Genomic DNA, 12,628 nt, shown 5'->3' on the forward strand with positions numbered 1-12,628 from the left:
TTAATTCCAACGATTTTTATTGAATGAATTTTTCTTCCAATACCACATCATGACAAAGCCGGTTATGGCGCCACCTATGTGTGCAAAGTGAGCAATTCCCGTTCCTCCGCTACCAAAAATAGAGCTGCCTTTGAATCCTAAAAACAAATCCACGGCAATCAATCCCGGCACAAAATACTTCGCTTTAATAGGAATCGGAATAAACATTATCCCCAATTCAGCATTAGGAAACATAAAAGCAAAAGCGGTTAACAATCCATAAATAGCGCCCGAAGCACCGAGCGATGGTGTGTTAAATGAAAAGAACAATTGCTCAATTGTTGACAAAGGCATCAAATCTCTAAAACTATTATAATCACCCGTAGTCAAAAAAGCATTGATTTGAGCTTGCGGAATATTTGCCTCTTGGAACAACTCTAAAGCTTGTTGGTATTGGTAATAGTTAAAACCTGTATGCAACAATGCCGCTCCCAATCCACAAGAAATATAGAAGAAAATGAATTTTTTAGCTCCCCAAAATTGTTCCAAAGCACTACCGAATGAAACCAAAGCAAACATATTGAAAACAAGATGCATAATGGCGGCCGAGTTTTCTTGATTGTAAACCGGCGCATGCATAAACATAGCGGTAACAGGTTGCCAGATTCTGAAGTTAGGATTTTCAGGATAGAATTCTGAAAACAACTGATAAGCGATATCGCCTACGTAATTGGATCCAATGTAAAATATAATATTGATAATCAGTAACTGCTTAACAGTATCGGTCATTCGCATCATACGCTGAATTTTTTATCTAAATCTTCCACACTCATCGTGATGAAAGTGGGTTTTTGAAACGGCGACACGTTTGGTTCTTTGCAGGCAAAGAGATTGTGCACCAAATTTTCTTGTTCTTTTTCGGTTAAATAGGTTCCGGTTTTTATGGCCAAACTTCGAGCCATCGATTTTGCAATGGTGTCATTTTGGGAAAAACTGTTGTCCGGAATCCCATCTTGTAAATCACGCAATAACTCTTCCAAAACGATTGAAATCTCACTTTCGGTCACATTGACAGGCAACCCTGAAATCAGGACGTTGTCTTCTTCTATGGCTTCGAAAACAAAACCCGTATTTTCCAAAGACGTTTTTAATTCGGCTAACAAAGCCACTTCAGTCGGAGAATAATACAACTGCAACGGAAACAACAACTGCTGACTTGAAGCTTGTTGCACCGTCATGCTCGTTAAAAACTCTTCGTATAAAACACGCTCATGAGCACGTTTTTGATTGATAATCACCATTCCGGATTTAATAGGACTGACGATGTATTTTTTGTGGATTTGATAAGTCCGTTTGACTTCCTGCTCTACTTCATTTTCTTCGAATAAAGATGAAGTCACCGCTTCGTTTTCAAAAGTCATTTCGGCTATCTCTTGTCCGGCTTGTTTTAAACCCACGTATAAGCTTTCCCAACTTGGTTGAACTTCGGGCTTTTTATAATGGGAAGACGAAGCAAAAGATTTACCGGGTTGCTTATCCTCAGCAAACGGATTATAGCTTCTATCAACTTGTATCGTAGGATATTCGGCTTCTTTATTTTGGTATTGATAAGGTGTGTCTAAATTGGGGTCGCGGTCAAAATCCAACACCGGCGCGACATTAAATTGTCCTAAACTGTGTTTGATGGCCGAACGCAAAATGGCATATAACGCATGTTCATCGTCAAACTTAATTTCGGTTTTGGTCGGATGGATGTTGATATCAATTGTATGCGGCGGAACGTCTAAATAGAGAAAATAGCTCGGCTGTGCACCATCTTTTAATAATCCTTCATAAGCCGCCATCACGGCATGGTGCAAATAACCGCTTTTGATAAATCGATTGTTGACAAAAAAGAATTGCTCACCTCGGTTTTTCTTCGAAAATTCGGGCTTCCCAATAAAACCTTGCAGGTTTACGATTTCGGTTTCTTCTTTTACGGGAACTAATTTTTCATTGGTTTTACCCGAAAATATATTAACGATGCGTTGTCTGAAATTGGAAATCGGCAAATTGAACATTTCACTGCCGTTGTGGTACATCGTAAAATGAATATTGGGATGCGCCATTGCTACGCGTTGGAATTCATCAACAATATGGCGTTGTTCAACGGTTTCCGACTTCAAAAAGTTTCTTCGGGCCGGAATATTAAAAAACAAATTCTTCACCGCAAACGACGTGCCTTTGGGCAAAACTGCAGGTTCTTGAGACACAAATTTACTGCCTTCAATGATGATATGAATCCCTAACTCTTCTTGGTCTTGCTTGGTTTTCATTTCCACATGGGCAATCGCTGCTATGGAAGCCAAAGCTTCACCGCGAAACCCTTTGGTGTGCAAGGAAAATAAATCTTCTGCCTGGCGGATTTTAGAAGTGGCGTGACGCTCGAAGCACAAACGCGAATCGGTGACACTCATACCAACACCATTATCAATAACTTGCACCAATGACTTTCCGGCATCTTTGATGATGAGTTTGATATCCGTGGCTTTGGCATCGACCGCATTTTCCAATAGTTCTTTGACTACCGAAGCCGGTCTTTGGACCACTTCACCGGCAGCTATTTGGTTGGCAACATGATCAGGAAGTAATTGAATTATGCTCGACATTCTTTAGTGTTCTGTGTTCAATAATCAGTATTCCGTAGAGAAACCGAAGGTAGCAAATTTAAGGAAAAACAATCGGGATTTTTAGTTAATAATTGGCTAAAAATAAAAAACCTTTCATTGAATTGAAAGGTTATAATTAAGTTGACTGAATATTACTTTTTTTCATCAATCCGAGTAATCAAAAAATCAATTTTCCTATTTAAATCCTCAAAAAAATGATTTGGTGCTTTTATAATAAATTCAAAACCATGACTTAGATTTTCTTTTTCAGGCGTTGGAACTTTCGTAATAGTTTCCTTTTCAAACAATAAATAATTTGTAGGAACTTCTAATGCATCAGCTAACTTTGAGATGTATTCATGTTTTATACTTTTGCCGTGTTCCCAATTTCCGATTGTGGTTTGCGTAACGCCAACAGCATGGGCCAATTCTTCTTGTGATATTCTCTTTCTTTCTCTGAGTAATTTTAGTTTAGTTCCTGTGATCATGACAGTTAAGTTTTAAAAAATTAGCAGTAATATAACGCAAAACAAAGTCGAATAGTATGCAATGTAATAGTTTTTTTTTGTAAAACCTTACATTTTAAGCAAGAAACTTTTTAAAATTAGCAAGAAATTGCTGAAAAACAGCAACAATCTTTTAGGAAACTCTTCCTACAATGGGCAATTTTACAATATCAAAATAATTCGCGAAAAAAGTTTTGTTAATAGAAAAAATTGTCTAATTTTAAAACAATTAAAAATGAAAAATTTAATTTTTGGCTTAATTGCCACGGTAATGTTTGGGTTTATTGGAAACGCTCAAACAAATAAAGATGAATGGAAAAGCATGATGAATATTACGCGTTCATCCATTGATGATATTCTAGATAATACTCGACCAAAGGAAATGGATTTGGAAAATTACAAACAAAAACTTATTTTGGGTGAATTGCAATTAAGTGAAGATTCGAGACGACAAATTGAGCCACTAATGGAACCATTGAAAAAATATGGTCAGGAAATCGCAAATTTACACAAGTTAACTTTTACAGATGATTCTGAATTAATTGCTTTGGCGGCTTTCGAACCTGATTCACCTATTAATGATGGTCAATATGAATTTTCAACATTTGGTTTAACTGGTAGCGAGATTGCAACTTGTGCTCTTGTTGCAATTGGTGCAGATGCATTATATTCATTAGCTTTTTCAGGAGCTACATCATGGAGTGCTGCGGCTTTGACAAGTACATTTTCTGCAGTGGCTAAAAGGTTTCTAGGTCCAATAGGAGTAACTTTTGCAGTAGTCTCGTTTGGGATTTGCATTTTAGAACAATCACAAGATTAAATCTAAAAAATTATTAATATGAACTATACAACTTATTTAATTGGTTTTTTGTGTGTATTATGTATTTATGAGAGAGGCAAGTGGCTCTTAATTTCATACAAGAAGTATCAAACAGACAGTATAAAATCTACACTTTTAGGACAGATTTTGATGTTTATCATTGTTTTAGCAGTTGCTATCTTAGTTTTATACTCTACTTTTCAAATTTAAGTTGTAGTAACTATTTAATGTGAAATTTTTATTTTTTCTTTTCCTATCATTATTTTTGACAAGTAGTGGTCATGCCCAATCCGACCTACAAACCGCTATCAAAGGCGGAGAAATACTGTTAACCGGTTTAAGTATTTTTAAAACTGCCAAGAGTGGCAAATCGGATAGTAAGATTATTGAAAGTGTTTGCGTTAAAAACAAACTGGTTGATAAAATCACTTTCAAGATAGTGGGCAAAGACGAGCAAGGAGACGAGATTAAAAAAGAACTCGTTATCCAAAAAGACGGTAAAGAATGTCTTTTTATATTACCCAAAGGCATTTATACATATGAAATAATACTCCCTAACAAAGAAATTTATAAAAAAGGAGAGTATAAATTCAATGAAGAAGTAGTCATTACTATTAAAGATGACTAAACAAAAAAGGTGTTCTAACGAACACCTTTTTTATTCTGTATTTACATTGTCTTTTTTCTCAAATCCGCCATTTTTATCGCGGCAATGGCCGCTTCCGTTCCTTTATTTCCGTGTATTCCGCCACTTCTATCGATAGATTGTTGTTCGTTATTATCCGTTAATAAACAAAAGATAACCGGCACATCGGTTTGCACATTCAAATCTTTAATCCCTTGGGTCACGCCTTCGCACACAAATTCAAAATGCATGGTCTCGCCTTTAATCACACAACCGATGGTAATTACCACATCTACTTCTTGCGTAACAATCATGCGTTGCGCGCCGTACACCAATTCAAAACTTCCGGGTACATTCCAACGGATAATGTTTTCAGGTAAAGCACCGCAGTCTAACAATGCTTCTTCAGCTCCTTTATACAATCCATTAGTGATGTGATCGTTCCATTCGGAAACTACAATCCCAAACCGAAAGTCTTTCGCGTTCGGTAGGGTACTTTTATCATAGTTGGATAAATTCTTATTTGCTGTGGCCATTCTTTTATGATTTAAAATAAAAAAGGATTAAAGATAGCTCCTTAATCCTTTTGTAAAAATATTTTTTTTGATTTATTGAGCTAAACCAATCAAAGCATCGATTTGTTGTCCTTCCGGAGTCGTATCGAAGTTTTCTTTGATTTCAGTGAAATATTTTAAAGCGTCTGCTTTGTTTCCTAAAGCCAAAGCTGTTTTTCCTGCTTTCAATAAATATCTTGGTCTGGTGAAATCGTTTTGATTGGCATCAGCCGCTTTCAAATAGAATTCTAAAGCTTCTTTTTGTTTGTTTTGTTGGGCATAAGCATCGCCGATAGCGCCTTTTGCCAAAGTGCTTAACATGATATCATCTGAAGAAAATTTCTCCAAACTGCTGATGGCTTCTGCATATTTTCCGGTGTTCAAGTAAGCGATTCCCGCATAATAGTTGGCTAAATTTCCGGCAGCGGTTCCTGAATATTCTTCAGCAATTCTGATTACCCCGAATTTTCCTTCTGAACCGTTTAATACTAAATTGAATAATGAATCCGCTTTAACATCTCCGTCAACCGCTTTTTGGAAGTTTTGTTGGGCTACGAATAATTCATCCGCTGCAGTTTGTTGGTTAGGTTCAGCTATGAATTTCTCATAAGCAAAATAACCTACTACCGCTACCACTACTGCTCCAAGGAAACCCAAGATAAACTTCTGGTTTTTGGCGATAAAATCTTCCGCTCTTGAAGCCGATTGGTCTAACGTATCAAATGCTTTTGCAGTGGTACTGTTTTTCTCATCAACATTTACGTCTTCGATAAAATTGTTGTCTAATTTTTCCGCTTTTTCTTTTGGTGCTTTATATCCTCTTTTGTTAAAAGTTGCCATCTATTTTTAATTTAGTGTGCGCAAAAATAAAATTTTTATTCATATTTAAAAGCTATTTTTGTCGATATTTTTGAATAATTTACACCTCTTTATTCTAATGATGAAGAAGAACCATGATAAATCAACCTTTTTATCTTATAAATAAAGAGTTTAGACACTAATTTCAAACAAAACCAAATTGTTTTTAAAGCGAATTTCAGTACTCAATTACAAAAATTTTTCGGATGCCTCCTTCGAATTTGATGCCAAAATCAATTGTTTCGTGGGTAAAAACGGCATTGGAAAAACCAACATACTCGATGCCATTTATCATTTGGCTAACGGCAAAAGCTACTTCAATCCTTTGGCGGTACAAAACATCAAACACGGAGAAGAGTTTTTTGTTGTGGATGGCGAATTCGAAAAAAACGACCGCTCCGAACAAATCTTATGCAGTTTGAAAAAAGGCCAGAAAAAAATCCTGAAACGCAACAGCAAACTCTATGAAAAGTTCTCTGACCATATCGGTTTTATTCCTTTAGTCATTATTTCTCCGGCCGACCGAGATTTGATTATCGAAGGCAGTGAAACCCGAAGAAAGTTTATGGACAGTGTGATTTCGCAATTGGACAATACGTATTTACAACAACTCATTCAATACCAAAAAATCATCAGCCAACGCAATGCTTTGCTAAAGTATTTTGCCCTCAATCACGTTTTCGAAAAAGACACCTTAAGTATTTATAATGAGCAATTGGACCATTTAGGGAAAGCTATTTTTGATAAAAGAGAACAATTTTTAACCGAGTTCATTCCGATTTTCAATAAATACCATCAGGAAATTACCCAATCTGCCGAAACCGTTCAATTGGTTTATCAAAGCGATTTATTCGAGAAAGACACACTGACATTATTAGAAGAAAACCTCAGCAAAGACCGAGCTCTGCAATATACCTCTGTGGGTGTACACAAAGACGATTTGTCTTTTGAAATTGATAACTATCCAATTAAAAAGTTTGGTTCTCAAGGACAGCAAAAATCCTTTCTGATTGCTTTGAAATTGGCCCAATTTGATTTTGTCAAAAAACAAAGCGGTGAAAAACCGATTTTGCTCTTTGATGACATCTTTGATAAGTTGGATGAATTCCGTGTCAGCAAGATTATCGAAATGGTCAACAATGAAGAATTTGGGCAATTATTCATTTCCGATACGCATCCGGAACGAACAGAAAACATCGTAAAAACGACGCATCAGAGTTATAAAATATTTAATTTGTAGTGTTGTTCTATTTTGTAATTTAGCTGAAAAATTGCAAAACATGAAATCCAAATTACTTTCCTTGCTGTTATTGAGCTTCTTATTCTTAAGTTGTCAGGGACAAACCTCTCCGGCGCTTAAAACCGTTGATGTAAAAACTTTTGCTGACAAGCTAAACTCGACTTCAAACCCACAATTATTAGACGTTAGAACTCCCGCAGAATTCAGTGGTGAGCATATCGACAATGCCGTCAACGTGAATTGGAACGGTGATGATTTTGTGACCAAAGCCAATGCATATGATAAAACCAAACCCATTTTTGTGTATTGTAAAGTGGGTGGCCGAAGTGCACAAGCCGCGAATAAATTAGTTGAGCTGGGTTTTAAAGAAGTCTACAATTTAGACGGCGGTATTATGAAATGGAATGCCTCCGGTAAAGCCCAAAAAACTGAAAAAATCATAGGAATCTGCGACCAGGAATACAATGAATTGGTGAATTCCAGCAAGCGTGTGATGGTTGATTTTAATGCCAAATGGTGTGCGCCTTGTATAAAAATGAATCCTTATATACTTAAGCTTCAAACAGAATTAAAAGACCAAATCAAAATCGTTCAATTGGATGCTGATGAAAACAAAACCATCGTTGACCAATTAAAATTAGACGGATTACCGGTAATCATTGTTTACGAAAACGGCCAAGAAGTGTGGCGGAATTTAGGATACATTTCAGAAGAAGAACTAAGAAAACACTTGTAGTATGATAACCAAAGAAGCCTTATCATTCCTGGAAGATCTAATCGCAAACAACAATACCGATTGGATGCATGCCAACAAGAAAAGGTATGAGAATTATAAAAAAGACTACCACCATTTCATTGCTTCGCTTTTAGCAGCAATGAAACCCTTGGATAAAACTTTGGAACCGTTAGAAGTCAAAAACTGTACGTTCAGAATCAATCGCGACATTCGTTTCTCCAAAGACAAATCGCCTTATAAAACCAATATGGGCGTTTGGTTTACCCAAAACAAATTCCGAAAAAACAGCCCTGGTTATTATGTACACTTCGAAAAAGGAAATTCCTTTATAGCAGGTGGCGTTTGGTGTCCGGAACCTGAAGAATTAAAAAAAATCCGTAAAGAGATTGCCTTTTTTCACGAGGATTTGGAAGCCATTGTTAATGATAAAAACTTCAAGAAAGAGTTCAAAACAATGACCCGTGACGAAAGCAACACCTTAAAAAAAGCCCCTAAGGATTTCGACCCGAATCATCCGGCTATTGAATTTTTAAAACTGAAGAGCTTTACGGCTTCCGCCAAAATTGACGATGCGCTTTTTACCGATAAAGATTTCAGTAAAACCATAGCTCAAAAGCTGATGGCGTTGAAACCTTTGAATGATTTTTTAAACCGAGCTTTGGAAACCGAAGACTAAACCTGAATGGCAAAAAAAAGAATCCTCTTTTTAGGTGAAACTTACCGTGCTGATGCCATTACTTGGATGAATGGCCTCAAGGAGTTTGGTGATTTCGAAATTGTAACTTGGGAATTGCAAACCAAAAGTCAAGGCTTTTATAGGCTGATACGATTGTTGGAATTAACCAAAGCCTTTTTGACCATTAAAAGTATCGCGAAAAAATTCAATCCCGATATGGTTATTGCTGAGCGAACAACCAGTTACGGATATTTGGCAGCACGCTCCGGAATCAAACCTATTGCCATTGCCCAGCAAGGCATAACCGATTTATGGCCGGTCCATTCCCTTTCTTATCCTTTTAAAAAAATCATTCAAAAATATGCTTACCAAAAAGCCGATTTAATTCATGCTTGGGGAAAAGTAATGGCCGATCACATGCAGGAAAGTGGTGTAGACATGAATAAGGTGATGATTTTACCCAAAGGAATTAACTTGGAGTTTTTTAAATTCAACCATACTGAAAACCAAGAAATTATCAATGCGATAGTGACGCGTTCGTTACATCCGGAGTACCAACATGATTTGATCTTAAAGGCTTTTTCGATTTTGAAAAAAAATAAAATTCCGTTTACACTCACCATTATTGGTGACGGTATCGAATTAAAAAGGCTGCAAAATATGGCCAAAACATTCGACATCGAAAACGAAGTCGTTTTTACGGGAAGAATTGACAATCATAAAATTCCGATTTATTTACAAAAATCCAATTTTTATATAAGTATGCCAGCCACCGAAGGCGTTTCGGCTTCTCTTTTTGAGGCTATGGCTTGTGGTTGCTTCCCAATTGTAAGTGATTTACCCGGCAATCGTTATTGGATACAACAAAAAGTGAACGGAATACTTGTAGCTTCCGAAAATGCGATTAAATTAGCCGCAGAATTAGAGTGGGCATTTAAAAATAATGGATTTACCCAAGAAGCCGTTTTGGCCAATAGGAAGTTCATAGAAGAAAATGCGAACTACGAAACCAACATGAAAAAAATTGCATTAAAGTACCACGATTTGATTTCAGCTAAATCAGCTGCCATATAGTTTTATGTGTGGCATTAACGGAATTTTACATTTTGATTATAAACCGGTTGACCAAAATCAATTGGTAAAAATGCGCGATATTCTGGAGCACCGCGGTCCCGATGACAAAGGTGTTTACCTCAATAATAATATCGGTTTGGGACACAGACGCTTGTCTATAATTGACACTTCTGCTGCCGGACACCAACCTTTCATCTCTGAAAACGGAAGACACATACTCGTTTTTAATGGGGAAATTTACAACTACCAATCCTTTTATCCCGAATTAAAAAGCAAGGGAATTACTTTAAAATCAGGTTCTGATACCGAAGTTTTACTCAAACTCTATGAACTGTATGGCATGGAAATGCTGCACCGCTTGAACGGTATGTTTGCTTTTGCCATTTGGGATACTCTTGAAAAAAAATTAACGCTATGTCGTGACAGAATGGGTGTAAAACCTTTGTATTACGCCATACATCAAAATACTTTGTTTTTTGCATCCGAACAAAAAGCACTTTTTGCGGCCGGAGTACCGCTAGCCATTTCGGAAGACGGTATGGAAGAGTATATTTTCAACCGCTTTGTGGCAGGCGAAAATACTTTATACCATCAAGTCAAAAAATTGCTTCCCGGACATTTCATGGTCATAGCAGAAAATGGAAAAACCCACACCACAAGATGGTGGCATTTAAAAGAACAAATCCAAAACCACAGTCCAATTGCCAATCCGAAAAAATGGTTTGAAGAAACGTTTTTTGATTCGGTGAAGCTACGCATGGTAAGTGATGTTCCTGTTGGTGTTTTATTGAGTGGCGGATTAGATTCTTGTTCTATTTTATCGGCATTATACCATCAGGATTTTAAAAATATTGAGACTTTTAACATCAGTTTCTCGGAAGAAGAACACAATGAGTTTCATTTGGCCAAAAAAATTACTGAAGAATATCAATACATCCTCAATCATACCCAACTCGAGAATGAGAATTTATATCAAAACTTGATTGAAACCTCTTATTTTCAAGACGAACCTATAATGCACCTCAATGAACCACATTTATTGGCTATTGCAAAATTGGCTAAACCTAAAGTAAAAGTACTGCTTTCGGGTGAAGGTGCCGATGAATTGATGGGCGGTTATGTTCGTTATAAAGCTTTGAAAAACCCTTCTTTACTGAAAATCATTTCACAAATATCGAAGTTTGAAACCTTTAACAAAAGACCGCGTTACGATAAATTATTTCGCTACTCAAAAATCAACAGCGATGCTGATTTGGTGATTTTCAATGGATCTAACGTGTATCCGGAAGACATTAATTTGTTTTACGGCAACAAGAAAAAACCGGTGAATGAATACCGCCATCAAATTTTAAAAGAAGCACAAGAACTCTATCCTAAAGATTTGCAGCGCCAAGCGTTGTATTTTGACCAACACACATACTTGTGTTCTTTATTAGACCGAAATGACCGTTGCACTATGGGAACTTCTATAGAATGTCGTGAACCGTTTTTAGACCAACGATTAGTGGCCGGTTTAGGAACCTTAGACAGTAAATGGATGTTTACCGGCAAAAAAGGAAAGTTCATTCTCAAAACCACCATGGAAGAGAAATTGCCTAAAGAAATCATCGATTTCAGAAAGATTGGGCTGAGTGCGCCTTGGGGAAGTTATCTGCTTAAATTTCCAAGATTTACAGACGAATTAGAAAATTTTGCCAAAAGCGATATTTTCAACATGCCGTTTATGGAAAACATTGACGGTCAAAAACTAGTAACCGAAATCAGAAAAGGGAATAATAAAATATTACCATATGTAATGCCTCTGTTTATGCTTCACAAATGGCAAAAACATTACTATAACAAATTCATTTAAAAGGATTGTTTACTTTTGTAAACCATTAAGCCGATTTAAATGATGCCTATTCAGACCAATTTCTCCCTAAAAAAGTACAATACTTTTGGTATTGAAGCCAAAGCCCAACAATTTATTGCCGTCCAAACAGTTGAAGAATTAAAAACTGTTTTACGTGAAAATGCCAATCAAAAAATATTCATCCTCGGTGGCGGAAGCAATATGTTGTTGACCCAAGACATTCATGCTTTGGTCATTCATGTTGATTTAAAAGGAAAACGAATCCTAAAAGAAGACGATGATTACGTTTGGGTAGAAAGTATGGCCGGTGAAAACTGGCACGAATTCGTATTGTGGACGATTGAGCAAAATTTTGGTGGCTTGGAAAACATGTCGCTCATACCGGGCAATGTCGGTACCACTCCTGTACAGAATATCGGTGCTTACGGAACAGAAATTAAAGATACTTTTGTTTCGTGTGAAGCGGTGAATATTGCTACCCAAGACCTCAAAACTTTTACCAAAGAAGACTGCCGATTTGGTTACAGAGAAAGTATTTTTAAGCAGGAAGCCAAAGACCAATTTGTCATTACATCAGTCGTTTTCAAACTGACCAAACGCAACCACAAAATCAACACGTCCTACGGCGATATTACTAAAGAATTAGAAAAACAAAACGTTACTGAACCAACCTTAAAAGATGTTTCGAATGCTGTAATTGCCATCCGACAAAGCAAACTGCCTGATCCGGCAGTACTGGGTAACAGCGGTAGTTTTTTTAAAAACCCAATTATATCAAAAGCTGATTATGAAAAAGCCCACGCTTTGCATCCCGATATGCCGCATTACGTGGTTTCGGAAACCGAAGTCAAAGTGCCGGCAGGTTGGCTTATTGAACGCGCAGGATTCAAAGGAAAACGCTTTGGTGATGCAGGGATTCACAAAAATCAAGCTTTGGTTTTAGTGAACTATGGCAATGCAACCGGACAAGAAATCTTAGCGGTTTCCAAAGATATACAAGCCACCATTTTAAAAGAGTTCGGCATCGCTATTGAAGCGGAAGTGAATGTGATTTAGAAAG

The 12,628-nt window shown here is 36.8% G+C and carries 13 protein-coding genes; 8 read left to right on the top strand and 5 right to left on the bottom strand.

Going from position 1 to position 12,628, the window contains the following annotated elements; genetic code table 11:
* The 3 genes from HA632_RS13295 to HA632_RS13305 form a co-directional block, all read right to left on the bottom strand.
* Complete coding sequence (locus tag HA632_RS13295) at positions 1 to 777, bottom strand: rhomboid family intramembrane serine protease (protein ID WP_176307681.1); 777 nt, start codon at positions 775 to 777, stop codon at positions 1 to 3.
* The gene (mutL, locus tag HA632_RS13300; protein WP_176307682.1) at positions 774 to 2,627 is read right to left on the bottom strand and encodes a DNA mismatch repair endonuclease MutL; all 1,854 of its coding nucleotides are present in this window, start codon (positions 2,625 to 2,627) and stop codon (positions 774 to 776) included. The genes HA632_RS13295 and mutL overlap by 4 nt, the downstream gene beginning before the upstream one ends.
* A 152-nt stretch (positions 2,628 to 2,779) precedes the next feature.
* Positions 2,780 to 3,115, bottom strand: coding sequence for a helix-turn-helix domain-containing protein (locus HA632_RS13305; protein WP_176307683.1), 336 nt, complete (start codon positions 3,113 to 3,115; stop codon positions 2,780 to 2,782).
* Between the two features lie 253 nt (positions 3,116 to 3,368).
* Here HA632_RS13305 and HA632_RS13310 point away from each other — a divergent pair, with 253 nt between their 5' ends.
* Together HA632_RS13310 and HA632_RS13315 are read left to right on the top strand one after the other, a co-directional pair.
* Positions 3,369 to 3,953: a hypothetical protein gene (locus HA632_RS13310; RefSeq protein WP_176307684.1), complete on the top strand. Its 585-nt coding sequence runs from the start codon at positions 3,369 to 3,371 to the stop codon at positions 3,951 to 3,953.
* Positions 3,954 to 4,182: 229 nt separating this feature from the next.
* Entirely contained in the window at positions 4,183 to 4,581 is a 399-nt protein-coding gene (locus HA632_RS13315) for a hypothetical protein (RefSeq protein ID WP_176307685.1), read from the top strand.
* Between the two features lie 41 nt (positions 4,582 to 4,622).
* On the opposite strand, the gene ribH is transcribed toward HA632_RS13315, so the two are convergent.
* Together ribH and HA632_RS13325 are read right to left on the bottom strand one after the other, a co-directional pair.
* Positions 4,623 to 5,114, bottom strand: a complete 492-nt coding sequence (ribH, locus tag HA632_RS13320; protein WP_176307686.1) for a 6,7-dimethyl-8-ribityllumazine synthase — start codon at positions 5,112 to 5,114, stop codon at positions 4,623 to 4,625.
* A 72-nt stretch (positions 5,115 to 5,186) separates the two neighbouring features.
* A complete protein-coding gene (locus HA632_RS13325) occupies positions 5,187 to 5,972 on the bottom strand; it encodes a tol-pal system YbgF family protein (protein ID WP_176307687.1) in 786 nt (261 codons plus the stop codon).
* A 178-nt stretch (positions 5,973 to 6,150) separates the two neighbouring features.
* Here HA632_RS13325 and HA632_RS13330 point away from each other — a divergent pair, with 178 nt between their 5' ends.
* The 6 genes from HA632_RS13330 to murB are packed head-to-tail and all read left to right on the top strand — an operon-like array spanning position 6,151 to position 12,624.
* Complete coding sequence (locus tag HA632_RS13330; protein WP_176307688.1) at positions 6,151 to 7,230, top strand: DNA replication/repair protein RecF; 1,080 nt, start codon at positions 6,151 to 6,153, stop codon at positions 7,228 to 7,230.
* A gap of 40 nt (positions 7,231 to 7,270) precedes the next feature.
* Positions 7,271 to 7,966: a rhodanese-like domain-containing protein gene (locus HA632_RS13335; protein WP_176307689.1), complete on the top strand. Its 696-nt coding sequence runs from the start codon at positions 7,271 to 7,273 to the stop codon at positions 7,964 to 7,966.
* Position 7,967: 1 nt separating this feature from the next.
* Positions 7,968 to 8,642: a DUF2461 domain-containing protein gene (locus tag HA632_RS13340; RefSeq protein ID WP_176307690.1), complete on the top strand. Its 675-nt coding sequence runs from the start codon at positions 7,968 to 7,970 to the stop codon at positions 8,640 to 8,642.
* A gap of 6 nt (positions 8,643 to 8,648) precedes the next feature.
* Positions 8,649 to 9,716: a glycosyltransferase gene (locus tag HA632_RS13345; protein ID WP_176307691.1), complete on the top strand. Its 1,068-nt coding sequence runs from the start codon at positions 8,649 to 8,651 to the stop codon at positions 9,714 to 9,716.
* A gap of 4 nt (positions 9,717 to 9,720) precedes the next feature.
* Complete coding sequence (asnB, locus tag HA632_RS13350; RefSeq protein WP_176307692.1) at positions 9,721 to 11,568, top strand: asparagine synthase (glutamine-hydrolyzing); 1,848 nt, start codon at positions 9,721 to 9,723, stop codon at positions 11,566 to 11,568.
* A gap of 42 nt (positions 11,569 to 11,610) precedes the next feature.
* On the top strand, positions 11,611 to 12,624 hold the full coding sequence (murB, locus tag HA632_RS13355; RefSeq protein WP_176307802.1) for a UDP-N-acetylmuramate dehydrogenase: 1,014 nt from the start codon (positions 11,611 to 11,613) through the stop codon (positions 12,622 to 12,624).
* Positions 12,625 to 12,628 lie beyond the last annotated feature (4 nt).

The organism is Flavobacterium sp. J49 (assembly GCF_011742145.1).
Classification (GTDB): Bacteria; Bacteroidota; Bacteroidia; order Flavobacteriales; family Flavobacteriaceae; genus Flavobacterium.

Bases quoted from the DNA above. Each gene is read 5' to 3' on its own strand.
- HA632_RS13325 (WP_176307687.1), bottom strand. From the start codon at position 5,972: ATGGCAACTTTTAACAAAAGAGGATATAAAGCACCAAAAGAAAAAGCG.
- HA632_RS13335 (WP_176307689.1), top strand. From the start codon at position 7,271: ATGAAATCCAAATTACTTTCCTTGCTGTTATTGAGCTTCTTATTCTTA.
- HA632_RS13295 (WP_176307681.1), bottom strand. From the start codon at position 777: ATGATGCGAATGACCGATACTGTTAAGCAGTTACTGATTATCAATATT.
- HA632_RS13310 (WP_176307684.1), top strand. From the start codon at position 3,369: ATGAAAAATTTAATTTTTGGCTTAATTGCCACGGTAATGTTTGGGTTT.
- asnB (WP_176307692.1), top strand. From the start codon at position 9,721: ATGTGTGGCATTAACGGAATTTTACATTTTGATTATAAACCGGTTGAC.
- murB (WP_176307802.1), top strand. From the start codon at position 11,611: ATGCCTATTCAGACCAATTTCTCCCTAAAAAAGTACAATACTTTTGGT.
- HA632_RS13340 (WP_176307690.1), top strand. From the start codon at position 7,968: ATGATAACCAAAGAAGCCTTATCATTCCTGGAAGATCTAATCGCAAAC.
- ribH (WP_176307686.1), bottom strand. From the start codon at position 5,114: ATGGCCACAGCAAATAAGAATTTATCCAACTATGATAAAAGTACCCTA.
- mutL (WP_176307682.1), bottom strand. From the start codon at position 2,627: ATGTCGAGCATAATTCAATTACTTCCTGATCATGTTGCCAACCAAATA.
- HA632_RS13305 (WP_176307683.1), bottom strand. From the start codon at position 3,115: ATGATCACAGGAACTAAACTAAAATTACTCAGAGAAAGAAAGAGAATA.
- HA632_RS13345 (WP_176307691.1), top strand. From the start codon at position 8,649: ATGGCAAAAAAAAGAATCCTCTTTTTAGGTGAAACTTACCGTGCTGAT.